The following is a 21,922-nucleotide window of genomic DNA, read 5'->3' as shown; positions in this document are numbered from 1 at the left end:
CCAGAGGCCGGTGCCCCGCCTCCGGGCGGCCCGCGCCGGGGCCCCGAGGCGCCGCCGCCCCCGCCGCCCGCCAAGGCCGCCCATTTCCGGCTGGAGCGGGGCGAAACCGCCCTTGATGTGAAATGCGCCGACGACGAGCCGATGAAGGCTTGCGCCGACCTGGCCCTGCAGATGCTCGACCGCCTCGCCGCGCTCCCGGACCAGCCGAAGCCCGACGCCCCCCGGCCGGACGCGCCGCCCCGGCCCGACGCGCGCTGAGTTCCAGCGCCCGATCCGGACTCGGCGGCTCGCAGAGCCCCGGCGCACCAACAGGGCGCGTCGGCTCGCAGAGCCCAAGCGCATCAACAAGACGCGTCGGCTCGCAGAGCCGCCGCAGCCCCTCCATCGATCCTCAGAGAGACTCTCATGCCCGAGATGCACAGCACCCACGGAACGATCTGGGCCGTGTTCGGCCATCGCCTCGCCCTCGAGGGGCCGGACGGCCGAATCCTGATCGATCTCGGCCCGGACGGCGCCACGGCGCTGGCCGGGCAGTCGGTGATCCTGAACGTCGGCGACGCGGTCGCGGTCACCGGCGAGACCAAGCCCACCGAGATCCGGGCCACCGCGATCACGGGGCCTGACGGGATCCGCCGTGCCATCGTCCGACCCGGTCCCGCGGGCAAGGACGCGGCGCCGGCCGATCCGGCCACGGCCCTCGCGGCCCTCCGTCAGGCGGGTTATCAGGTGGACGGGGCGCCAGCGCGCAAGCCGAAGCACTTCGAGGTTCGCGCGCGCAAGGACGGCATCTCTTATACGGCGCACGTCACCTTCGCGGGCGTCATCCGCAAGGCGGTGACCGTAGCGGACAGTGCCGCCCGGGTCGGCTGACCCCCGATAATGGGCACGATGTCGCAACCTGACCAGGGGCACGCAACGCGAGACGGCCCTGCGCAATACATCTTCCGCGCCGGTCTGGGGACGTGCTAGGCGCTCCTTCGTGATTGCCTTTCGAGGAGACTTCCGCATGTCCAATCTGTCCCGTCTCGCCGTCGTCCTGGGGGCCGCCGCCCTCGCGCTTCCCCTGGCGATCCCGGCCTCGGCCAAGGGTCCGGGCGCGTCGAAGGTGATCTCGATGGTCGACACCGACAACGATGGCACCATCGACCTCAAGGAGGCTCAGGCCGTGGCCGGCGCCCTCTTCGACAAGCTGGAATCCGACAAGGACGGCACTGTCGACGCCAAGGAGCTCCAGGGCCGCGTGAGCAAGAAGGCGCTCAAGGCCGCCGACCCGGATTCGGACGGCACCCTCGACAAGACCGAGTTCCTCGCCCTCGTCGAGGCGCGCTTCAAGGCCGCCGATCCGGACAACGACGGCACCCTCGACGCCAAGGAGCTGAAGACCCCTGCCGGCAAGGCGCTGGTCTCCCTTCTCAAGTAAGGCCGGCCGGTGCCTCGGGCACCGGACCCCGACCCACGTCCCGAGACGGCCCGGCGCTCCCAGCGCCGGGCCTTTCTCGTTTCAGGGCCTGGGAAAGCTCACGCTCGAATTTGCGGCAAGGATTGACCGGAGGCGGGAGTTCAGAACATTCCAGGCTGGCATGCCATTCGCACCCTGCGTTTGCCGATGGCTGCGCCGTCGAAACGAAGGCCGGTTCATGGAATTTTTCGCCCAGCAGTTCATCAACGGCCTGACGCTCGGGTCGATCTATGGGTTGATTGCCCTGGGCTACACCATGGTCTTCGGCATCATCGGGATGGTGAACTTCGCCCATGGCGACGTGTTCATGCTCTCTTCCTTCATTGCCCTGATCTTCTTCCTCATCCTCACGTCCTGGCTCGGGCTGACCTCGGTCGCCCTGGTGTTCCTGATCGTGCTGGTGCTCGCCATGATCCTCACGGCCCTGTGGGGGTGGGCGATCGAGCGGGTCGCCTACCGGCCGCTGCGCGGCTCGTTCCGCCTTGCGCCGCTGATCTCGGCCATCGGCGTGTCGATCTTCCTGTCGAACTTCGTCCAGGTGGTGCAGGGCGCGCGCAACAAGCCGGTGCCGCCCCTCGTCCGCGACGTCATCGTGCTCTACCAGAACGAGCAGTACACCGTGACCCTGTCCTACAAGCAGGCGATCATCATGACGACGACGGCGCTGCTGCTCGCCGGCTTCTGGTACCTGGTGCAGCGCACCTCGTTCGGGCGCGCCCAGAGGGCCTGCGAGCAGGACCGGCGCATGGCGGCTTTGCTCGGCATCAACGTCGACCGGACGATCTCGCTGACCTTCGTCCTCGGCGCGGCGCTCGCGGCGGTGGCCGGCACCCTCTACCTCCTCTATTACGGCGTGGTCTCGTTCTCGGACGGGTTCGTGCCCGGCGTGAAGGCCTTCACGGCGGCGGTCCTCGGCGGCATCGGCTCGCTGCCCGGCGCGGTCCTCGGCGGCCTGATCATCGGCCTGATCGAGACCTTCTGGTCGGCCTACTTCTCGATCGAGTACAAGGACGTGGCCGCGTTCCTGATCCTCATCGTGGTGCTCATCTTCAAACCATCCGGCATCCTCGGACGCCCCGAAGTCGAGAAGGTCTGACCATGGCGACAGGATCGACCATCGGCGCGGTGGCCCCCACCGTCGGCCGCCGCTCCGGCGCGGCATTCGCGGAGATGCTCAAGGATTCGGCGCTCTTTGCCCTAGTGACGCTGGGCCTGAGCATTCCGGTGGTGGCCTACCGGACCGATCTCGGGCAGGGCACCGGCCTCGAACTCACCGGCCGCTGGGGCGTCGTCGCGGGCCTCTGCCTCGCGGTGTTCGTGCTGCGCCTCGGCCAGCGGCTGATCCTCGGGGAGGTCTCGCGCCGGCGCGAGGCGCACCGGATCGCCACGGCGGGGGCGCCCCCCGTGGTGGCCCGCGCGGGCCGCGTCCTGGGTCCGCTGACCCTGATCGTCGCCCTCACCCTGCCGCTGCTCGCCGCCCTCGGCTCGGGCGGCCTGTCCGAGGGGCGCTACTGGATCGATCTCGGCATCCTCATCCTCACCTACGTCATGCTCGGCTGGGGCCTGAACATCGTCGTCGGTCTCGCCGGGCTCCTCGACCTCGGCTACGTCGCCTTCTACGCGGTCGGGGCCTATTCCTACGCGCTGCTCTCCACCGGCTTCGGGCTGTCGTTCTGGATCTGCCTGCCGCTGGCGGGCCTGTTCGCCGCCGCCTTCGGCGTGCTCCTCGGCTTCCCCGTGCTGCGCCTGCGCGGCGACTATCTCGCCATCGTCACCCTGGCCTTCGGCGAGATCATCCGCCTCGTGCTGATCAACTGGGTCGATTTCTCCGGCGGCGCCGCCGGCCTCTCCTCGATCCCGCGGGCGAGTTTCTTCGGCATCCCGTTCACGGCCGGGGAGGGCGGGTTCGCCCAGACCTTCGGGCTGACCTTCAACCCGATCCACCGCATCATCTTCCTTTATTACCTGATCCTGGTGCTGGCGCTGGTCACCAACCTCGTGACCCTGCGCATGCGCCGCCTGCCGCTGGGGCGCGCCTGGGAGGCCCTGCGCGAAGACGAGATCGCCTGTCGCTCGCTCGGTATCGACACCACGATGACCAAGCTCACCGCCTTCGCGCTCGGCGCGATGTTCGCGGGCTTTGCCGGCTCGTTCTTCGCGGTGCGCCAGGGCTTCGTCTCGCCGGAGAGCTTCAACTTCCTCGAGAGCGCGATCATCCTCGCCATCGTGGTGCTCGGCGGCATGGGCAGCCAGGTCGGCGTCGCCATCGCGGCGATCGTCATGGTCGGCGCCCCGGAACTGCTGCGCAACCTGTCCTTCCTCAAGGCGGTGTTCGGCGAAGGCTTCGACCCGAACGAGTACCGCCTGCTGCTGTTCGGTCTCGCCATGGTCTGCATGATGGTCTGGCGCCCGCGCGGGCTGATCTCCGAGCGCTCGCCCTCGGTCCGCCTCAAGGGGCGCGGCGCATGACGCTCGCCACCGGAACCACCCGCCTGGCCACGCTGCAGGACGAGCCCCCGGCCGCCTCACCGGGCGGCCCTGCCGACCCGATCCTGGTGGTCGACCACCTGACCATGCGCTTCGGCGGCCTCACCGCCGTCGGCGACCTCTCTTTCAAGGTCGGGCGCGGCGACATCACGGCGCTCATCGGTCCCAATGGCGCCGGCAAGACCACGGTCTTCAACTGCATCACCGGCTTCTACAAGCCGACCGAGGGCATGATCCGCTTGGCGCAGGCCGGCGGCGAGACCTACCTGCTCGAGCGCCTGCCCGGCCACGACGTCAACCGCCTCGCCCGGGTCGCGCGCACCTTTCAGAACATCCGCCTGTTCCCGCAGATGACCGTGCTGGAGAACCTGCTGGTCGCCATGCACAAGCCCCTGATGCGGGCCTCGGGCTTCTCCCTGGCGGGCATCCTCGGCCTGCCGGTCTACCGCAGGGCACAGGAGGAGGCGATCGCCAAGGCCGCCGGCTGGATCGCGCGCATCGGCCTCACGCACCGGGCCGACGAGCCGGCAGGCGACCTGCCCTACGGCGACCAGCGCCGCCTGGAGATCGCCCGCGCCATGTGCACGGACCCGGTGCTGCTCTGCCTCGACGAGCCGGCCGCCGGCCTCAACCCGCGGGAATCGGCCGACCTCAATACCCTGCTGCGGATGATCCGGGACGAGTACGGCACCTCGGTGCTGCTCATCGAGCACGACATGTCGGTGGTGATGAAGATCTCCGACCGGATCGTGGTGCTCGACTACGGCATCAAGATCGCCGACGGCACGCCGGAGGAGATCCGCAACGACACCCGGGTGATCGCGGCCTATCTCGGCGTCGACGACGAGGAGGTGGCGGCCGTGGAAGCGGAAGTCGGTCTCGTCGGAACCTCTGCGGGAACCACAGCATGAGCGTCGCGGGCATCAACGTGCTGGTGGACGAGACCCGCGCCCGGATGGCGCAGGCGGACATGCAGACCGGCAAGGGACCGCTCCTCAGCGTGCGCGGGGTCTCGGCCTATTACGGAAGCATCCAGGCCCTGAAGGGCGTCAATGTCGACGTGCACGAGGGTGAGATCGTCGCCCTCATCGGCGCCAACGGGGCCGGCAAGTCGACCCTGATGATGACGATCTTCGGCCAGCCCCAGGCGCGCGAGGGCACCATCACCTTCGCGGGTCAGGACATCACCAAGCTGCCGACCCACGAGATCGCCCGGCTCAACCTGGCGCAGTCACCCGAGGGGCGGCGGATCTTCTCCCGCATGACGGTGCGCGAGAACCTGCAGATGGGCGCGGCCGTCAACGGGGGGAAGCATTTCGCCGAGGACCTCGAGCGGATGTGCACCCTGTTCCCGCGCCTGCGCGAGCGCATCGACCAGCGCGGCGGCACCATGTCGGGGGGCGAGCAGCAGATGCTGGCCATCGCCCGCGCGCTGATGAGCCGGCCGCGCCTGCTCATGCTCGACGAGCCCTCGCTCGGGCTGGCCCCCCTGGTGGTCAAGCAGATCTTCTCCGCCGTGCGCGAGCTCAACGCCCGCGAGGGCCTGACCGTGTTCATCGTCGAGCAGAACGCCTATCATGCCCTCAAGCTCGCGCATCGCGGCTACGTCATGGTCACGGGGGCGGTCACGATGAGCGGCACCGGCCAGGCGCTCCTCGACGACCCGCAGGTGAAGGCCGCCTACCTCGAGGGGGGATCGCACTGAGCATGGCCGACGGTTTCAGCCTCGATCTGCGCACCCTCGGGATCTTCCTCCTCATCACCGTGGCGATGGGTGGCGGTGCGGCCTGGATGACCGGCAGCGGGCTCGCCCGCGGCTGGCGCCCGTTCTGGCACTGCGCGCTGGCGCTCCTCCTCATCGCGGCGGTGACGCGCTTCCTCCACTACGCGCTGTTCGAGGAGGCGCTGCTGTCGCTGCCCGCCTACTGCCTCGACGCCGCCGTCGCCCTCGCCATCGGGGCCGTGGCCTACCGCTACACCCGCACCGGACAGATGACCCGGCAATATGCCTGGCTCTACGAGCGCACCGGACCGCTGAGCTGGCGGGACCGGACGAGCGCGCCGACGCCGTGACGGCGCGGCGTTTGGACCACCCCCGCAGGGGGCCACTTCGCGTGTCATGCGCCACCATCGCCGGACGTTCCGCCCGGCGCGGCGCTTCGAGAGGGGAAACGGGCATGAAGTCATTGTTGTCGGCCGGCGTCGCGCTTGGCCTGATGCTGGCGGCGACGGCCGCCCAGGCCGAGATCAAGATCGGCGTGGTGGTCCCGGTCACCGGCCCGAACGCCGCCTTCGGCGCGCAGATCAAGACCGGCGCGCAGCAGGCCATCGCCGACATCAACAAGGCGGGCGGCGTCAACGGCGAGAAGCTCGTCATGACCGTGGGGGACGACGCCTCCGACCCGAAGCAGGGCGTGTCGGTGGCCAACAAGTTCGCCTCGGAGGGCGTGAAGGCCGTCATCGGCGCCTTCAACTCCGGCGTCTCGATCCCGGTCTCGGACGTGCTCCAGGAAGCCGGGATCGTCGAGGTCAGCCCGGCTTCCACGGCGATCAAGTACACCGAGCGCGGCAACTGGAACACCTTCCGCACCTGCGGCCGCGACGACCAGCAGGGCGCGGTGGCGGGCGCCTACCTCGCCGACAAGTTCAAGGGCAAGAAGATCGCCTTCGTCCATGACAAGACCCCCTACGGCAAGGGCCTGGCCGACGAGACGCTGAAGGCCCTGAAGGCCAAGGGCGCCACCAACGTGCTCTTCGAGGGCATCAACCCGGGCGAGAAGGACTTCTCGGCCCTGGTTTCGAAGCTGAAGCAGGCCAATGTCGACGTGGTCTATTTCGGCGGCCTCTACACCGAGGCTGGCCTGCTGATCCGCCAGATGCGCGACCAGAGCCTGCAGGCGCCGCTGATGGGCGGCGATGGCATCGCCGATCGCGAGTTCGCCCAAGTGGCGGGCCCGGGCTCGGACGGCACCCTGATGACGTTCTCGCCGGATGCCCGCAAGAACCCGAAGTCGAAGGCAACCGTCGACGCCTTCAAGGCGATGAACTTCGACCCCGAGGGCTACACCCTCTACTCCTACGCCGCCATGCAGATCCTCGCCGACGCGATGAAGGCGACGAAGTCCACCGACGGCCAGAAGGTCGCCGCCTACATGCATGAGGGCAAGCCCTTCAACACGGTGATCGGCGACATCTCCTACGACAAGAAGGGTGACATCACCCGCCCCGACTACGTGATGTACATGTGGAAGAAGGGCGCCGACGGCTCGATCAACTACGCCGGCAACGAGCAGCCGTAAGCACCGCGCGCGTCGTCGCCGATCGGGGCCGGGGGAGCGATTCCCCGGCCGTTTTCGTGCGTGGCCGCGAAGGCTCCGGCTCCGGGCGCGACGAACCTGCACACCCGGTCAACCGGGAACAGCGCCCGGTCCGTTCCGTTGGTCGAGGCGTATCGCGGGGCGGTTCTCAGCGCCCGCGATAAAGCCCACATCGGCGGGAGCAGACATGTCCAACAAGCACCTGAAGACCGACGTCCCGAGCGACGCCGACCTCAAGGGTAACCCGGGGATCGGCCAATCGAAGGGCATGACCGGGCACGACCCGAACGATGTCGCGGCGGACTCCACCGTCGAGGGCGATGTCGACAACGAAACGACGCCGGAAGGCGGGGTCGATCCGGACCATCGTCCGCGCAAGAACGCCTGAGCGATCCGGGACGGAGGCTCCCAGGCCTCCGCAACCAGGCGATATCCCGACGCCGGCGCGATGACTGTGGAGTGACAGGTCTCCCAGTCACCGCATGCCAGACCTGTGCTCCTCGAAGCCTCGCGGGGTTACCGGGCCGATCCGGTTCCGGTACCCCGAGCTGTGCCGTAAGACGGGCACGCCCTGTGAGGAGCCTGGATGACCCAAGACGTGCAGCACGATCGCTCTGCCGCGCCGCTCGCAACCGTCTCCGACGAGATCCACCCCTGCCGATTGCAAGGTCCGGAGCACCCGGGCGACGACGCTTAGGAGCCGACACCCGATCCGCTGCCAGCCTCGACATTCGAGAGCGACAGTTTCGAGGGCTTCGGCTCCTTCAGCTGATCCCTGAGCAGAGAGCGCCCCGCTCCCGGCGACGGCCCGGCAGCAGGGCGTTGCGGCACCGCGGACCGGCGGCGCCCCCATGGCCCGGCACGGCTCAGCCACAGACGAGCCCCGTTCCCGCCATGTTCGCCCGCTCTGTGTCGCGGGAGTGCCGACACGGGAACGCTGATGTCCTTCCTCACGAACCTGCCCATCGCCGACCTGATCGCCAGCTACGGCTACATCGCGATCTTCGTCGTCATCGCTCTGGAAAGTGCGGGCGTCCCGCTACCGGGCGAGACGATCCTGATTTCGTCGGCCGTCTATGCCGGCAGCACCGGCCAGTTGAACATCGGCCTGATCATCGTGGCGGCCGCGGCCGCCGCGATCCTGGGCGACAATCTCGGTTACTGGGTCGGCCGCCGCTGGGGCATGCCGCTCCTGCTGCGCTACGGCCACCTGATCGCCCTGGATCACGGCCGCCTCAAGCTCGGGCAGTACCTCTTTCGCGAGCATGGCGGAAAGATCGTGTTCTTCGGTCGCTTCACCGCGATGCTGCGCGCCTATGCGGCCGTCCTCGCGGGCGTGAACAAGCTCGATGCGCGCCGCTTCCTGATCTTCAACGGCCTCGGCGGCATCGCCTGGGCGACGATCATGGGCCTGGGCTCGTATTACTGCGGTCGCTCGATCGAGCACATCGCCGGCCCCGTCGGCCTGGCGCTCCTCGCGGTGGTGGTCTTCGGGGGACTCGCCCTGTGGCTGTTCGTGCGCAAGCACGAGAGCCGGCTCCTCGCCGAGGCCGAGAGCGCCATTCCCGGGCCGCTGGCCTGACCGCTCGCCTCGTACGGGCCTCCCTGCCGGAACCCGCCGCCCACGAGGTCGGCGGGTTTGTTCGTTCCGGTCATGGGTCAGCCGACCGGGAGGAAATGCCTCCCGAAGCGAACTTCGGGCGATCGCGGGGCACACGATCTCGAAACGGGAGGGGGGATTAGCCGGGGCTCAAAAACCAAAGCCGCCTGGGACTGGGCGCTCGACCGATGGACGGCCCTACCGCTCATGCCGGCTCATTCCGAGCCCAGCGAGATCTACACAAACGATGAAGGTTTGCAGACCACAGAGAGATCTTGAAAGAAGAGTGGCTCCCCGAGCAGGACTCGAACCTGCGACAAAGCGATTAACAGTCGCTTGCTCTACCAACTGAGCTATCGGGGACCGCGATCGGGGGTCTACACAGCGCTTCGCCGAGACGCAAGAGTGTCCGAGCCGGTGATTTGACGATTCCGTCACATTTTTTGGCCCGGCGCCCCTGCGGAGGCATCGTGCCCGTCGAGCGCGTCCGAGACGCGGAGCACGCGCATCCATCCTTTTTTCCGAGATCGCCCAAAGGCCGTTGCCCTTTCGCATGGGGCTCTGCTAGAGACCGCTCTCCCCGAGCCGGCCGCCCGGACGGGGGTCGCCGAACGAGCCCCTCGGGGCGGTGCGACAGAGGCCTCGTGGCGGAGTGGTTACGCAGAGGACTGCAAATCCTTGTACGGGGGTTCGATTCCCTCCGAGGCCTCCAACTTTCTGATTGCCGGCTTGGCCGGCGCCCCATTTCGTGAACGAGATCCTGCCGGTACCGGCGCCCCACGTCGTTGGCGCGCCAAGTCGTTGGCATGCTGAGGTCGTTGGCGCGCTGGATAAGACCAGAGCCGTCGCCTGGACTGATGCCCGGGAGACCTGCGCTTGCCTGTCAGCGGGGTGCCTCCGCGAACCTTGCGTTTTCGCCATCGATCCACGACAACCCGCAAGCTTCGGCGTGGCCGCCCGGCCGCCCGGAAGGACAGAGCGGCGCCCGGCGCCGGCCCAGGGTCGAGGGAAGACGGCATCCATGCTCGATTACGCGCAGGCACGACGCCTCATGGTCGATTGTCAGTTGCGGACCTTCGACGTGAACGACGTCCCGGTCCTCGACGCTTTCGGTGAGGTCGCCCGTGAGCGCTTCGTGCCGGCGGGCCGTGAGGACTTCGCGTATATCGACCAGTCCCTGCGGCTCGGCCGGCCGGGCCGCGCCATGCCGGCGCCGATGCTCTTGGCCCGCATGATCCAGGCCCTGGCGATCCAGCCGGGCGACTCCGCCCTCGATCTGGGCACGGGCTACGGCTACGGCGCCGCGATCCTGGCCCGCCTGGGCGCCGAAGTTGTCGCCCTCGAGTCCGATACCGACCTTGCGGCGGGGGCCCGCGAGCGCCTGACCGGCCTCGACCGCCTCACGGTTGTCGAGGGACCGCTCGAGTCCGGCGCCCCGCAGGGCGCACCGTACGATGCGATCCTGGTGAACGGCCGGGTGGAGACGCGCCCGCAGTCCCTCCTGAACCAGCTGGCGGATGGCGGTCGCCTCGTCTGCGTGATCGGCCGGGACCGGGCCGCGAAGGCGACCCTGTTCGTCCGAGCCGGCGACGCCTTCGGTGCGCGCCCCCTCTTCGATGCCGCTCTCCCGCCCCTGGGCGCCTTCGCGGACGCGGTCGACTTCGCGTTCTGACGGCCTCCGCGCCGGGAAATGGACCGCTTTCGCATCGTCGGCACCCTGGAACGGAGCCCGGTTTCGGTCACCGAACGCCTCGGACTTAGCCCGAAAGGAGTGTCGCTTTTTTGCGGCACCCCTCCTTGATTCACGCAATGCACAGCAAGCGGCCGGTGCTCTGCCGGCCAAGGTCGGGTAGTCTCCGCATCGAGGCGGGCAACCCGGTATCGCGCTCAGGCGCGGCGGCCTTCTGCGAGGCCGTCCGGTTCATCGAGAAACCGCAAGGGCTGATGAGCGTGAGAGATTCGAAACCTGCGATGCGCACGAGGCTTCGGCCTGCCGGCCTCGCCGTATTGGCGGTTGCCCTGGCAAGCCCGGCCGGCGCCGAGACGCTGGAGAGCGCGCTCTCGCGGGCGTATGCCGCCAATCCGACTTTGAATTCCGGCCGCGCCAGCGTGCGCGCCACCGACGAGAACGTAGCGCAGGCGAAATCGGGTTACCGGCCCACCGTCAGCCTCGATGCCGATATCGGCCTGACGCAGACGGACGGCCAAGTCTCGCGGGTTCGCCTCAACCAGGTCACGAGGCCCGGCGGGGCGGGCCTCACCGTCAACCAGACCTTGTTCAACGGCTTTCGCACCGACAACCAGACCCGTCAGGCGGAATCCGACGTGCTCCGTGTCCGGGAGGCGCTGCGCGCCACCGAGATGAACACGCTGTTCAACGCTGCCCAGTCCTACATGTCGGTCCTGAGCGACACGGCAAACCTGGAGCTGCGCCGCAACAACGTCGAGGTGCTCGAGGAGCAGCTTCGCCAGACCCGCGACCGCTTCAACGTCGGTGAGGTGACCCGCACTGACGTCGCCCAGGCCGAGGCCCGCCTCGCCGGCGCCCGCTCCGACGTCAGCGGCGCCGAGGCGACCCTGCGCGCCAGCATCGGCACCTACCGCCGCTACATCGGCGTCGAACCGCGCCAGCTCGCGCCGGGCCGGCCCCTCGACCGCTACGTTCCGGGCAGCCTCGATGCCGCGGTCAATATCGGCCTCAAGGAGCACCCGCAGATTCTGTCGTCCCTGCACCTCGTCGATGTGGCCGAGGCCCAGGTGAAGGTTCTGGAAGGCGCATTGTATCCGACCGCCGGCCTGCAGGGCTCGGTCCAGCAGCGCTTCGACAGCCAGTTCCCGGGCGACAACGCCGTCAGCGCCTCGATCGTCGGGCGCCTGACGATCCCCCTCTACGAGGGCGGCCAGACCTATTCGCAGATCCGCCAGGCCAAGGAGACGGTCGGCCAGCGCCGGCTCGATGCCGAGGACACACGGGATCAGGTCCGCTCAGCCATCGTGACGGCCTGGGGCCAGCTCGAGGCCTCCAAGGCACAGGTCATCGCCTCCCAGGCGCAGGTGCAAGCCAACGAGGTGGCGCTGAACGGTGTGCGCGAGGAAGCCCGCGTGGGCCAGCGCACCACCCTCGACGTCCTGAACGCGCAGCAGGAGTTGCTGAACGCCCGCACCAACCTGATCGTCGCCCAGCGCAACCGGGTGATCTTCTCCTACGGCGTCGTCCAGGCGATCGGGCGCCTGACGGTGCGCTTCACGGCACTGCCGGTGGCGGTCTACAGCCCGAAGGAACACTTCGATCAGGTCAAGGACCTCTGGTACGGCGTCCGCACGCCCGACGGCCGCTGAGGTTCGGCGGCCGCGCGGTCGCCGAAGTGCGAGCGGCGCGGTCCCGGACGGCTCAGCCCCGCCCGGGAGTCTCACGGCGGCGCGAGCTTATCCCGCGCCGTGCAGCGGCCAGCGCTTGTGTCGGGGCGGGAGCGTGAAATACTCGCTGCACGTCGCAACCGTTTCCCCCAGATCCCGAGCATCGTCCGGATGAGTGCAGCGAGCCCCAAGGTGTCGGACAAGGCGCAGGAACCCTCCATGGAGGAGATCCTGGCGTCGATCCGGCGCATCATCGCCGACGATCAGATCGCCAAGGCCGAGGTGGTTCCGCCGCGAGCCCCCCCGCCGATGCCCGAGAACGACGATGTGCTGGACCTCGCCGAGGTCGCCCAGCCCGTCCGCAAGCCCATCCCCCTCGACGAGCCCGAGATCGCGTTCCGGAAAGAGCCGATCGAGGACGGACAGATCGACTTCGATGCGATCTCCTTCGACGACGATGAGCCGGACTTGGAGCCGCTGCCGCCGCTCCGTGCCGCGCCCCCCATCGAGCCGCCGCGGCCGGTCCCTCAGCCCGCATCGCGCGAGCCGGATCCCGAGCCGACGCCCACCGAGCGCCTGACCTCGGCCGTCACGGATGCGAGCGTTGCCCAGGCCTTCCACATGCTCTCGAACACGGTCATGAGCAGCCAGGCCCGCACCCTGGAAGACCTCGTGCAGGATATGCTCCGCCCCATGCTGAAGGGCTGGCTCGACGAGAACCTGCCCGGCATGGTCGAGCGCCTGGTTCGCGCCGAGATCGAGCGCGTTGCCCGGGGCCGTTGAGGCCTGAGCGCGATCGCATGGCCGAATCGCGGGGCTCGCGTGTTGACGCAGGGTGCCCGACGGGTTGAAAGCGAACCAACCTCCGCTTTCCCCGATCAGTGACCCGACCCCGCCCATGATGGACAAGACCTTCGATCCCGCCGCCGTCGAGGCGCGCATCGCCGCCGCCTGGGAATCGGGCGAGGCCTTCAAGGCTGGGCGCCCCGAGCGGGCCGGGGCGAAACCCTTCACCATGGTGATCCCGCCGCCGAACGTGACCGGCAGCCTCCACATGGGCCACGCCCTCAACAACACGCTGCAGGACATCCTCTGCCGCTTCGAGCGCATGCGCGGCCGCGACGTACTCTGGCAGCCGGGGACCGACCATGCCGGCATCGCCACCCAGATGGTGGTGGAGCGTCGGCTCGCCGAGGCGAAGGAGCCGGGCCGGCGGGAGATCGGCCGCGCGGCGTTCGTCGAGAAAGTCTGGGCCTGGAAGGCGGAATCGGGCGGTGCGATCGTCAACCAGCTGAAGCGCCTGGGCGCTTCCTGTGATTGGTCGCGCGAGCGCTTCACCATGGGCGTCTCGGGCGCGCCGGACGACCAGATGGTCCGTGCCGTCACCCGCACCTTCGTCGACCTCCACGCCCAGGGCCTGATCTACCGCGACAAGCGCCTGGTGAATTGGGATCCGAAGTTCCAGACGGCGATCTCGGACCTCGAAGTCCTGCAGGTCGAGGTGAAGGGCCATCTCTGGCACTTCGACTACCCGGTCGTCGACGCGGCCGGCGCCGAGACCGGCGAGATCATCACGGTGGCCACGACCCGGCCCGAGACCATGCTGGGCGACACCGCGGTCGCGGTCCATCCCGAGGATGAGCGCTACACCCACCTCGTCGGCAAGCGCGTGCGCCTGCCCTTGGTCGGGCGTCTGATCCCGATCATCGCGGACAGCTATTCCGACCCGGAGAAGGGCACCGGCGCCGTCAAGATCACGCCCGCGCACGACTTCAACGACTTCGAGGTGGGCCGTCGCGCCGGCTGCACGCCAATCAACATCCTGGATTCGGAAGCCCGCATAAGTCTCGACGGCAACGCCGCTTTCCTGGCGGACGCGAACCCCGAGCCGGAGGCCCTGGCCCTGCACGGCCTCGACCGTTTCGAGGCGCGCCGACGCGTCGTCGCCCTGATGGAGGCGCGCGAGCGCCTACGGCTGACCGAGCCGAACACCCACGCGGTTCCGCACGGCGACCGCTCGAACGTCGTCATCGAACCCTATCTCACGGACCAGTGGTACGTGAACGTGAAGCCCTTGGCCGAGCGCGCCCTGCAGGCGGTGCGCGATGGCAAAACCCGTTTCGTGCCAGAGAATTACGAGCGGACCTTCTTCCAGTGGCTTGAGAACATCGAGCCCTGGTGCATCTCGCGCCAGCTCTGGTGGGGCCACCAGATCCCGGTCTGGTACGACGAGGTGGGCGGCATCTACGTGGCGATGAGCGAGGCGGAGGCACAGGGCCAGGCCGATGCGAAGCGCGGGGCGCCCGTGGCCCTCAGCCGGGACGAGGACGTCCTCGACACCTGGTTCTCCTCCGCCCTGTGGCCGTTCTCGACGCTGGGCTGGCCGGAGGAAACCCCGGAGTTCGCGCGCTACTACCCGACCGACACGCTGGTGACCGGCAAGGACATCATCTTCTTCTGGGTCGCCCGGATGACGATGCTGGGGCTCCACGTCACCGACCGGGTCCCGTTCTCGACGGTCTACCTGCACACGCTGGTGCGCGACGCCTCCGGCGCCAAGATGTCGAAATCGAAGGGCAACGTCGTCGATCCGCTCGGACTCATCGACCAGTACGGGGCCGATGCCCTGCGCTTCACCCTCGCGGCCATGGCGGCCCAGGGACGGGACATCAAGCTCGCGGTGAACCGAGTCGAGGGCTACCGTAACTTCGCGACGAAGCTCTGGAACGCCTCGCGCTTCGCCGAGATGAACGGCTGCACCCTGCGGACCGACTACCGGCCGGAGGACGCCCGCGAGACCCTGAACCGCTGGGCCTTGGGCGAGGCCGCCCGGGCCGTTGCCGAGGTCACGGCGGCGCTCGATGCCTACCGCTTCAACGACGCGGCCGCAGCGGCTTACCGGTTCGTCTGGAACATCTTCTGCGACTGGTACCTGGAACTGGCGAAGCCCGTGCTCCAGGGGGAAGGTGTCGAGGCCGCCGCCAAGGCCGAGACGCAGGCCACCGTGGCCTTCCTGATCGACCAGATCGCCAAGCTCCTGCACCCGTTCATGCCGTTCCTCACGGAAGAACTCTGGGCGATCAAGGGCGAGGGCCTACCGGAACGGGGCCTGCTCGCCCTGGCACCCTGGCCGGACCTCGCCGCACTGAACGATTCAGACTCGGAGGCCGAGATCGGCTGGCTCGTCGACCTCGTCTCGGAGATCCGCTCGGCCCGCTCGGAGACCAGCGTGCCGGCGGCTGCGCAGATCCCCCTCGTCGTAGTCGGTGCCGATGCGGACCTGCGGGCCCGTGCGACCCGCTGGGGCGACACCCTGGTTCGGCTGGCGCGGCTCTCCGAGATCCGCTTCGAGGCGGCCGCGCCGAAGAACTCGGTGCAGCTCCTGGTGCGCGGCTCGGTGGCAGCCCTGCCGCTGGAGGGCATCGTCGACCTCGCCGCCGAGGTCGCCCGCCTGAGGAAGGAAGCGGCGAAGGCCGGTGCCGAGATCGCCAAGATCGAGGGCAAGCTGGGCAATGCCGACTTCCTCGCCCGGGCCCCCGACGAGGTCGTCGACGAGCAGCGCGAGCGTCGCGATGCAGAGGCCGCCCGCCTGGAGAAGATCACGGAGGCGCTGGCGCGGCTCGCCGCTTGAGCGGGTCGCGCGCCGTGACGGTCGCCCACACCCTGGCCGAACTCGGCTGGTCCGCCTTCTTCGCGGACCAGTGCCGGCCCGACGAGGCGGACCTCGTGCCCCAGCGCGTCGCGACCGTGCACCGCGCCCGCATGGGTGCGCTCGCGGAGGCGGGACCGGTCAAGCTGATGCTGCCGGTCCACGCCAACACCGGCGACTACGCGGTGGGTGACTGGGTCCTGGTCGAGGCCGAGACCCAGATGCTGCGCCGACGCCTGGATCGCCGCACCGTTCTGGAGCGGCGGCGGGAAGGCAGCGTCGCCCCGCAGCTCGCGGCGGCCAATGTCGACACCCTCTTCATCGTCACCTCCTGCAACGCGGACTTCAATCCGACGCGGCTGGAGCGCTACCTTGCCTTAGCCAACCAGGGCGGCGCCGAACCGGTCATCGTCCTGACCAAGGCGGACGCGGCGTTGGATGCAGAGCGCTACCGGCGCGAGGCCGGGGCGCTGCAGCGCGACCTCGCCGTCACCTTGGTGAATCCCAGGGAGTCCGGGGCAGCGACGCAGCTCGGTCCCTGGTGCGGCCCCGGCCGCACCGTGGCGGTGGTCGGCTCCTCGGGGGTCGGCAAGTCGACCCTGGTGAACACCTTGGCGGGCCCAAGCCACGCGGCGCCTCAGGCGACGGGAGGCATCCGGGAGCACGATGCGAAGGGCCGGCACACCACGACGAGCCGATCGCTCCACGCCATCGCGGGCGGCGGCTGGGTGATCGACACGCCCGGAATCCGCTCGCTTCAGCTCGGAGATGCGGCCGAGGGGATCGACACCCTGTTCGCAGAGATCACCGAACTCGCCCCCGAGTGCCGCTTCCGCGACTGCACACATGCCCACGAGCCCGGCTGCGCCGTGCAGGCCGCCGTCGCCGAGGGCCGACTCGACGCGGAGCGGGTGGCGCGCTGGCGCATCCTGCGGGCCGAGAACCGGGGGAACACGGTGGTGCCCACCGGTCCCCGCGGCAACAAGCGGCGCTGACAGTCTGGCGTCAGATCCCGCCGCCCGCGACCTCGCGGGCGACGGCGCGGCGGCCGATATCGCGGCGGCAGAAACCCTCCGGCCAGTCGATCCGGGCCACCGCCGCATAGGCGCGCGCCTGGGCCTCCATCATGCTCTCGCCGAGGGCCGTGACGGCGAGCACCCGGCCCCCGTCGGCGAGCAGGCGTCCGCCCTCGGCGCGGGTGCCGGCCTGGAACACCAGAACCTCGTCGCTCACGCCCGCGGCCTCGACGCCGCGGATCTCCGAACCGCGCAGCACCGCTCCAGGATAGCCGGCCGCCGCCATGACCACGGTGAGCGCGGCGCGCCGCTCGTCGAATTCTAGGCTGATCCCGGACACGTCGCCCTCGCAGGCCGCCAGCAGGGCCGGCACGAGGTCGGACGCGAGGCGCGGCATCAGCACCTGGGCCTCCGGGTCGCCGAAGCGGGTGTTGTACTCGATGAGCTTCGGCCCGTCGGCAGTGAGCATCAGCCCGGCATAGAGGATGCCGGTGAAGGGGATGCCCCGCGCGCGCATGCCGTCGAGGGTCGGGGCGATGATGGTCTCCATCACCGCGCGCTCCAGGGCCGGGGTCAGGATGGTCGCCGGAGAGTAAGCGCCCATGCCGCCCGTGTTGGGGCCGCGGTCGCCGTCGAAGACCCGCTTGTGGTCCTGGGCCGTGCCTACCGGGACCGCGCGGGTGCCGTCGCACAGGGCGAAGAAGCTCGCTTCCTCTCCGAACAGGCACTCCTCGATGACGATCTCGGCGCCGGGCTCCTCGAACAGAGCTCGCACGGCGTTCTCCGCCTGCTCGCGGGTCTCGGCCACGACCACGCCCTTGCCGGCAGCGAGCCCATCGGCCTTCACCACGATGGGGGCCCCCTGCGCCGCCAAGTAGGCCAGGGCGGGTTCGAGGGCCTGGAACCGCGCGAAGGCGGCGGTGGGAATGCCGACCGCGGCGCACAGGTCCTTGGTGAAGCCCTTGGAGCCCTCAAGCTGGGCGGCGGCCTTCGTTGGGCCGAACACCCGGACGCCCGCGGCCTGCAAGGCGTCGACCAGGCCCGCCACCAAGGGCGCCTCGGGACCGACCACCACGAGCCCGATGCGTTCGCCCGAACAGAAGGTCCGTACCGCGGCATGGTCGGACACGTCGAGCTCGGGGCGGTTCTCGCCGAAGGCGGCCGTGCCGGGATTGCCCGGTGCGGTGAACAGGCGGGTGCAGAGCGGACTCTTGGCGATGGCGTAGGCGAGGGCGTGCTCGCGCCCGCCTGAACCGATGAGAAGGATGTTCATGAGCGGTGATGTTCCCCAAAAGCCGCTCGTTGAAAAGTCCGATTCGAAGCCGATACGCCCGCTGTGCACGGGAAGCGCTCCGCGAACCGGGTCCGGCTTTCTTGGGTTCTCGTACTTTCCGCGTGGAACGAACCACTTCGGACGACGTTGTGAGGATTATGCCAGGCTGTCGCAAATCCGTTCCGTTTTTGGTGGCGCCGACTCCCCTCCGGAGCGTCAGCCTCTCCCACTACGTGACGCACGGCCGCGTGCCTGTTCGCGCCTGCAACGACAACGGCAACCTCCGCAATCTCCCGATCTGGCGCATGGCTCTCGCGATCTGCGCCGTGCCCGTGGCGTCTGCACTGGTCATCCTCTCCATCCTGATGTGATGCCTGATGTGATGCGACGGGTGTGACCCGGGGCGGCACGGTCAATCCCTTTACCTAGTGCGACGCCGGCCCTAGCGTCCGCCGCCATGGCCGTTCCTCCCCCACCCGCCAAAGCCGCCGCCGCACCCGGGCCCGTTTCCAACGTGCCGGAATGGTCCGTCGGAGACCTCGCCTCCGCGCTGAAACGGACGCTGGAGGATGCCTTCGGCCACGTTCGCCTGCGGGGCGAGATTTCAGGCTTTCGTGGCCAGCACAGCTCCGGTCACGCCTACTTCTCGCTCAAGGACGGCAGCGCACGGATCGATGCGGTGGTCTGGAAGGGCACCTTCAACCGCCTGCGCCAGCGTCCTCAGGAAGGGCTCGAGGTGGTCGCCACCGGGCGGATCACGACCTTCCCGGGCAAATCCTCGTACCAGATCGTCATCGAGACCCTCGAGCCCGCCGGCATCGGGGCCTGGATGGCCCTGCTGGAAGAGCGCAAGCGCGTGCTCGCCGCCGAGGGCCTGTTCGCGGCCGAGCGCAAGCGGCCGATCCCGTACCTGCCCCGTGTCGTCGGCGTGGTGACCTCGCCGACCGGCGCCGTCATCCGCGACATCCTGCATCGGCTCGAGGACCGCTTCGCCCGGCCCGTCCTGGTCTGGCCGGTGCGGGTCCAGGGGGAGGGGGCGGCCGAGGAGATCGCTGCGGCGATCCGGGGCTTCAATGCGCTGGCGCCCGGCGGCGCGATTGCGCGGCCCGACGTGCTCATCGTGGCGCGCGGCGGCGGCTCCATCGAGGATCTCTGGGCCTTCAACGAGGAATGCGTGGTGCGCGCGGCCGCGGACTCGACGATCCCGCTGATCTCCGCGGTGGGCCATGAGACCGACACCACCCTGATCGACTTCGTCTCCGACCGGCGAGCCCCGACCCCGACGGGGGCCGCCGAGATGGCCGTTCCGGTGCGGGCCGACCTGGTCTCCGAGGTATCCGATCTCGCACGGCGCCAGCGTGAGGCGGTCCAGCGCCGTCTCGACCGGGAGTGCAGCGACCTGCGCGCCCTGGTGCGGGCGATGCCGGACGTCGACGCCTTCCTGGCGGCCAAGCGCCAGCGCCTCGACCTCGCCGAGGCGAGGCTCGGCCCGGCTCTGGCCGGCAACGCCCGGGTGTTCCGGCTGCGCGTCTCGCGCCTCGTCGAGCGCTTCGCCCGACATCCGCCGACCCTGGCCCTGGCCCAGGCGCGCGGACGGGTCGCCCGCATCGGCGACCGTCCCGGCGCGGCCCTGCGCCACGACATGGCGCGCAAGGGGGAGGGGCTGTCCTATCTCGGCCGCCGCCTCGTCATCGCCCGGGAGGGGACGGTGAGCCGCGCACGGGCGGAGCAGGTGCGCAGCCGCGATCGCCTCGACGCCCTGCAGACGCGGCTGGTCCGGGCCGGCGTCCGTCTGACGGAGCGCCGCGCCGACCGGCTCGCCGGGCTCTCCGGCCTGCTCGGGTCCCTGAGCTACCGCGCCGTGCTGGCCCGCGGCTACGCCCTGGTCCGGGATTCGGACGGGCGGGCGATCCGCGCCGCGGCGCAGGTCGCCCCGCACATGACGCTGGAATTCACGGACGGTTTCGTCGAGGTCGCGCCGCGCGACACCCCGGCGGATGGGGCCAGCCCGACCGGCGAGGCGACGCCCCCCCCGAAGACCGCGCGGAAGCGGACACCCCCGAAAAAGACCGCCCCGGAAAAGACCGCCCCGACGACGGCCGCCCGGACGGCGCAGCCGCCGGACGTGCCCGCGCCCGCGGCCCGGCAGGGAAGCCTGTTCGACCTCTGAGGAGCGGTTGCCCGGCGGCGATGCCTGTGCACCGTGCCGTGCGGGACGGGGCCTGCGTGTTCCGCGGCACGCGGATCGGGTTGACGAACCCGGCGGCGTTTGCGACCGCACCCGCGGCACGGCGCGTGCCTTCCGGGATGGCGCCGGATCCGGACGGAGGGAGATGCGGGAATGACGACGACGATCGACAGCGCACAGAGGCTGCACCTGGTCTTCGGGGGCGAGTTGGAGAGCCTCGACGGCGTGAATTTCCGCGACGTCAAGAATCTCGACATCGTCGGCATCTTTCCGGACTACGCCTCGGCCCAGACCGCCTGGAAAGCCAAGGCGCAGTCGACGGTTGACAGCGCCCAGACGCGCTACTTCATCGTGCACCTGCACCGGCTGCTCGAGCCCTGATGTACGAAACCTGACTCTGCAACACAGGTGAAGGCATTGTGACGCCTGGGGTGCGGCTGTTATGGAGCGCCGCAACCAAGGCCTCAAACCTCGGCACGGGCTCGGCCCTGCAGGATCGCGAGATGAAGACCCCGGCATGAAGTCCTCGATCAAGATCATCGCCGGCAACGCGAGCCGCCCCCTGGCCGAGGCCATCGCGGCCTACCTCGAATTGCCGCTGGCCAAATGCATGGTCCGGCGCTTCGCCGACATGGAGATCTTCGTCGAACTCCAGGAGAACGTGCGCGGCGAGGACGTCTTCATCGTCCAGTCGACCTCGTTCCCGGCCAACGATCACCTGATGGAACTGCTCATCATGATCGACGCCGCGCGGCGCTCCTCGGCGCGGCGCATCACCGCCGTGATCCCGTATTTCGGGTATGCCCGCCAGGACCGGCGCACCTCGGGCCGCACCCCGATTTCCGCCAAGCTCGTGGCCAACCTCATCACCGAGGCCGGCGCCGACCGCGTCATGACCCTCGATCTCCATGCCGGGCAGATCCAGGGCTTCTTCGACATTCCGACCGACAACCTGTTCGCCGCCCCCGTGATGGTGCGCGACATCAAGGAGCGCCTCGACCCGCGGGACTGGATGGTGGTGTCGCCGGATGTCGGCGGCGTCGTCCGCGCCCGCGCCATCGCCAAGCGCATCGACGCGACCCTGGCCATCGTCGACAAGCGCCGCGAGCGTCCCGGCGAGTCCGAGGTGATGAATATCATCGGCGAGGTCGAGGGCCGCTCCTGCATCCTCGTCGACGACATCGTCGATTCCGGCGGCACCCTGGTGAACGCCGCCGAGGCCCTGCTGAATGCCGGGGCCAAGGACGTCTCCGCCTACATCACCCACGGGGTGCTCTCGGGGGGCGCGGTCTCGCGCATCGCCGCGTCGCGGATGAAGGAACTGGTCATCACCGACTCGATCCAGCCGACCCAGGCGGTCAAGCTCGCGCGCAACATCCGGGTCGCCACCATCGCGCCGCTCCTGGGCGAGGCCATCGGCCGGACGGCGACGGAATCCAGCGTCTCGAGCCTCTTCACCTGAGGCGCACGTCCCGGACATCCGGGACCAGCGGATCGCAATTGCGTTGACCCCATCGGAACCTGTATAGACGGCGCTTCCCTATTGCAGCGTTGAGACGGGATGCTGCCGGCCAGT

At 69.4% G+C, this 21,922-nt stretch carries 21 protein-coding genes and 2 tRNA genes; 21 read left to right on the top strand and 2 right to left on the bottom strand.

Annotation, left to right across the window (positions count from 1 at the left end; all coding sequences use genetic code 11):
* From AC0IY1_RS12855 to AC0IY1_RS12805, 11 genes are all read left to right on the top strand, one after another.
* The coding region (locus AC0IY1_RS12855) for a hypothetical protein (protein ID WP_471769998.1) at nt 1-258 on the top strand (258 nt) is incomplete at its 5' end.
* A 147-nt stretch (nt 259-405) separates the two neighbouring features.
* Nucleotides 406-870: a hypothetical protein gene (locus tag AC0IY1_RS12850; RefSeq protein ID WP_471769996.1), complete on the top strand. Its 465-nt coding sequence runs from the start codon at nt 406-408 to the stop codon at nt 868-870.
* A gap of 136 nt (nt 871-1,006) precedes the next feature.
* Nucleotides 1,007-1,420: an EF-hand domain-containing protein gene (locus tag AC0IY1_RS12845; RefSeq protein ID WP_055959175.1), complete on the top strand. Its 414-nt coding sequence runs from the start codon at nt 1,007-1,009 to the stop codon at nt 1,418-1,420.
* 217 nt (nt 1,421-1,637) lie between these two features.
* Nucleotides 1,638-2,555, top strand: coding sequence for a branched-chain amino acid ABC transporter permease (locus AC0IY1_RS12840; protein ID WP_055959172.1), 918 nt, complete (start codon nt 1,638-1,640; stop codon nt 2,553-2,555).
* Nucleotides 2,556-2,557: 2 nt separating this feature from the next.
* Complete coding sequence (gene livM / locus AC0IY1_RS12835; RefSeq protein WP_471769993.1) at nt 2,558-3,928, top strand: high-affinity branched-chain amino acid ABC transporter permease LivM; 1,371 nt, start codon at nt 2,558-2,560, stop codon at nt 3,926-3,928.
* Nucleotides 3,925-4,857: an ABC transporter ATP-binding protein gene (locus tag AC0IY1_RS12830; RefSeq protein WP_471769991.1), complete on the top strand. Its 933-nt coding sequence runs from the start codon at nt 3,925-3,927 to the stop codon at nt 4,855-4,857. Before livM ends, AC0IY1_RS12830 begins: the two co-directional genes overlap by 4 nt.
* A complete protein-coding gene (locus AC0IY1_RS12825; RefSeq protein WP_471769989.1) occupies nt 4,854-5,651 on the top strand; it encodes an ABC transporter ATP-binding protein in 798 nt (265 codons plus the stop codon). Before AC0IY1_RS12830 ends, AC0IY1_RS12825 begins: the two co-directional genes overlap by 4 nt.
* A 2-nt stretch (nt 5,652-5,653) precedes the next feature.
* Nucleotides 5,654-6,019 (top strand): DUF6867 family protein, encoded by a 366-nt coding sequence (locus AC0IY1_RS12820; RefSeq protein WP_471769987.1) that lies wholly within the window; start codon nt 5,654-5,656, stop codon nt 6,017-6,019.
* A gap of 104 nt (nt 6,020-6,123) precedes the next feature.
* The gene (locus AC0IY1_RS12815) at nt 6,124-7,245 is read left to right on the top strand and encodes a branched-chain amino acid ABC transporter substrate-binding protein (RefSeq protein WP_103711934.1); all 1,122 of its coding nucleotides are present in this window, start codon (nt 6,124-6,126) and stop codon (nt 7,243-7,245) included.
* A 205-nt stretch (nt 7,246-7,450) separates the two neighbouring features.
* Nucleotides 7,451-7,651, top strand: a complete 201-nt coding sequence (locus AC0IY1_RS12810; RefSeq protein WP_055959157.1) for a hypothetical protein — start codon at nt 7,451-7,453, stop codon at nt 7,649-7,651.
* 552 nt (nt 7,652-8,203) lie between these two features.
* Nucleotides 8,204-8,845, top strand: coding sequence for a DedA family protein (locus AC0IY1_RS12805; RefSeq protein ID WP_471769985.1), 642 nt, complete (start codon nt 8,204-8,206; stop codon nt 8,843-8,845).
* Between the two features lie 305 nt (nt 8,846-9,150).
* Here AC0IY1_RS12805 and AC0IY1_RS12800 read toward each other — a convergent pair.
* Nucleotides 9,151-9,226, bottom strand: a tRNA-Asn gene (locus tag AC0IY1_RS12800).
* A 275-nt stretch (nt 9,227-9,501) separates the two neighbouring features.
* Between AC0IY1_RS12800 and AC0IY1_RS12795 the strand changes: the two genes are divergently transcribed.
* From AC0IY1_RS12795 to rsgA, 6 genes are all read left to right on the top strand, one after another.
* Nucleotides 9,502-9,575, top strand: a tRNA-Cys gene (locus AC0IY1_RS12795).
* A gap of 309 nt (nt 9,576-9,884) precedes the next feature.
* A complete protein-coding gene (locus tag AC0IY1_RS12790; RefSeq protein WP_471769983.1) occupies nt 9,885-10,535 on the top strand; it encodes a protein-L-isoaspartate O-methyltransferase family protein in 651 nt (216 codons plus the stop codon).
* Nucleotides 10,536-10,834: 299 nt separating this feature from the next.
* Nucleotides 10,835-12,202 (top strand): TolC family outer membrane protein, encoded by a 1,368-nt coding sequence (locus tag AC0IY1_RS12785; protein WP_055959145.1) that lies wholly within the window; start codon nt 10,835-10,837, stop codon nt 12,200-12,202.
* Nucleotides 12,203-12,391: 189 nt separating this feature from the next.
* Entirely contained in the window at nt 12,392-13,003 is a 612-nt protein-coding gene (locus AC0IY1_RS12780) for a PopZ family protein (RefSeq protein WP_471769981.1), read from the top strand.
* 115 nt (nt 13,004-13,118) lie between these two features.
* Nucleotides 13,119-15,851: a valine--tRNA ligase gene (locus tag AC0IY1_RS12775; RefSeq protein WP_471769979.1), complete on the top strand. Its 2,733-nt coding sequence runs from the start codon at nt 13,119-13,121 to the stop codon at nt 15,849-15,851.
* Nucleotides 15,848-16,864 carry a ribosome small subunit-dependent GTPase A gene (rsgA, locus tag AC0IY1_RS12770; RefSeq protein WP_471769977.1) on the top strand — a complete coding sequence of 339 codons (1,017 nt, stop codon included), beginning with the start codon at nt 15,848-15,850 and terminating at the stop codon, nt 16,862-16,864. The genes AC0IY1_RS12775 and rsgA overlap by 4 nt, the downstream gene beginning before the upstream one ends.
* A gap of 10 nt (nt 16,865-16,874) precedes the next feature.
* Here the strand turns inward: rsgA and purD are convergent, their stop codons facing one another.
* The gene (gene purD, locus AC0IY1_RS12765) at nt 16,875-18,158 is read right to left on the bottom strand and encodes a phosphoribosylamine--glycine ligase (protein ID WP_471769976.1); all 1,284 of its coding nucleotides are present in this window, start codon (nt 18,156-18,158) and stop codon (nt 16,875-16,877) included.
* 191 nt (nt 18,159-18,349) lie between these two features.
* Here purD and AC0IY1_RS12760 point away from each other — a divergent pair, with 191 nt between their 5' ends.
* The 4 genes from AC0IY1_RS12760 (at nt 18,350) to AC0IY1_RS12745 (ending at nt 21,808) form a co-directional block, all read left to right on the top strand.
* Complete coding sequence (locus AC0IY1_RS12760; protein WP_471769974.1) at nt 18,350-18,529, top strand: hypothetical protein; 180 nt, start codon at nt 18,350-18,352, stop codon at nt 18,527-18,529.
* Between the two features lie 86 nt (nt 18,530-18,615).
* Nucleotides 18,616-20,328, top strand: coding sequence for an exodeoxyribonuclease VII large subunit (xseA, locus tag AC0IY1_RS12755; RefSeq protein ID WP_471769971.1), 1,713 nt, complete (start codon nt 18,616-18,618; stop codon nt 20,326-20,328).
* 171 nt (nt 20,329-20,499) lie between these two features.
* Entirely contained in the window at nt 20,500-20,727 is a 228-nt protein-coding gene (locus AC0IY1_RS12750; RefSeq protein WP_055959121.1) for a DUF4170 domain-containing protein, read from the top strand.
* Nucleotides 20,728-20,863: 136 nt separating this feature from the next.
* Nucleotides 20,864-21,808 (top strand): ribose-phosphate pyrophosphokinase, encoded by a 945-nt coding sequence (locus tag AC0IY1_RS12745; RefSeq protein WP_055959118.1) that lies wholly within the window; start codon nt 20,864-20,866, stop codon nt 21,806-21,808.
* Nucleotides 21,809-21,922: the final 114 nt, after the last annotated feature.

The organism is Methylobacterium sp. AC690 (assembly GCF_979256535.1).
Note: the sequence above shows the minus strand (reverse complement) of the source record. Positions and strands in the feature narration are given on the sequence as shown.

Excerpts from the sequence above, each read along its gene's own strand:
- AC0IY1_RS12850 (WP_471769996.1), top strand. The coding sequence starts at position 406 with ATGCCCGAGATGCACAGCACCCACGGAACGATCTGGGCCGTGTTCGGC.
- AC0IY1_RS12845 (WP_055959175.1), top strand. The coding sequence starts at position 1,007 with ATGTCCAATCTGTCCCGTCTCGCCGTCGTCCTGGGGGCCGCCGCCCTC.
- AC0IY1_RS12840 (WP_055959172.1), top strand. The coding sequence starts at position 1,638 with ATGGAATTTTTCGCCCAGCAGTTCATCAACGGCCTGACGCTCGGGTCG.
- livM (WP_471769993.1), top strand. The coding sequence starts at position 2,558 with ATGGCGACAGGATCGACCATCGGCGCGGTGGCCCCCACCGTCGGCCGC.
- AC0IY1_RS12830 (WP_471769991.1), top strand. The coding sequence starts at position 3,925 with ATGACGCTCGCCACCGGAACCACCCGCCTGGCCACGCTGCAGGACGAG.
- AC0IY1_RS12825 (WP_471769989.1), top strand. The coding sequence starts at position 4,854 with ATGAGCGTCGCGGGCATCAACGTGCTGGTGGACGAGACCCGCGCCCGG.
- AC0IY1_RS12820 (WP_471769987.1), top strand. The coding sequence starts at position 5,654 with ATGGCCGACGGTTTCAGCCTCGATCTGCGCACCCTCGGGATCTTCCTC.
- AC0IY1_RS12815 (WP_103711934.1), top strand. The coding sequence starts at position 6,124 with ATGAAGTCATTGTTGTCGGCCGGCGTCGCGCTTGGCCTGATGCTGGCG.
- AC0IY1_RS12810 (WP_055959157.1), top strand. The coding sequence starts at position 7,451 with ATGTCCAACAAGCACCTGAAGACCGACGTCCCGAGCGACGCCGACCTC.
- AC0IY1_RS12805 (WP_471769985.1), top strand. The coding sequence starts at position 8,204 with ATGTCCTTCCTCACGAACCTGCCCATCGCCGACCTGATCGCCAGCTAC.
- AC0IY1_RS12790 (WP_471769983.1), top strand. The coding sequence starts at position 9,885 with ATGCTCGATTACGCGCAGGCACGACGCCTCATGGTCGATTGTCAGTTG.
- AC0IY1_RS12785 (WP_055959145.1), top strand. The coding sequence starts at position 10,835 with ATGCGCACGAGGCTTCGGCCTGCCGGCCTCGCCGTATTGGCGGTTGCC.
- AC0IY1_RS12780 (WP_471769981.1), top strand. The coding sequence starts at position 12,392 with ATGAGTGCAGCGAGCCCCAAGGTGTCGGACAAGGCGCAGGAACCCTCC.
- AC0IY1_RS12775 (WP_471769979.1), top strand. The coding sequence starts at position 13,119 with ATGATGGACAAGACCTTCGATCCCGCCGCCGTCGAGGCGCGCATCGCC.
- purD (WP_471769976.1), bottom strand. The coding sequence starts at position 18,158 with ATGAACATCCTTCTCATCGGTTCAGGCGGGCGCGAGCACGCCCTCGCC.
- xseA (WP_471769971.1), top strand. The coding sequence starts at position 18,616 with ATGGCCGTTCCTCCCCCACCCGCCAAAGCCGCCGCCGCACCCGGGCCC.
- AC0IY1_RS12750 (WP_055959121.1), top strand. The coding sequence starts at position 20,500 with ATGACGACGACGATCGACAGCGCACAGAGGCTGCACCTGGTCTTCGGG.
- AC0IY1_RS12745 (WP_055959118.1), top strand. The coding sequence starts at position 20,864 with ATGAAGTCCTCGATCAAGATCATCGCCGGCAACGCGAGCCGCCCCCTG.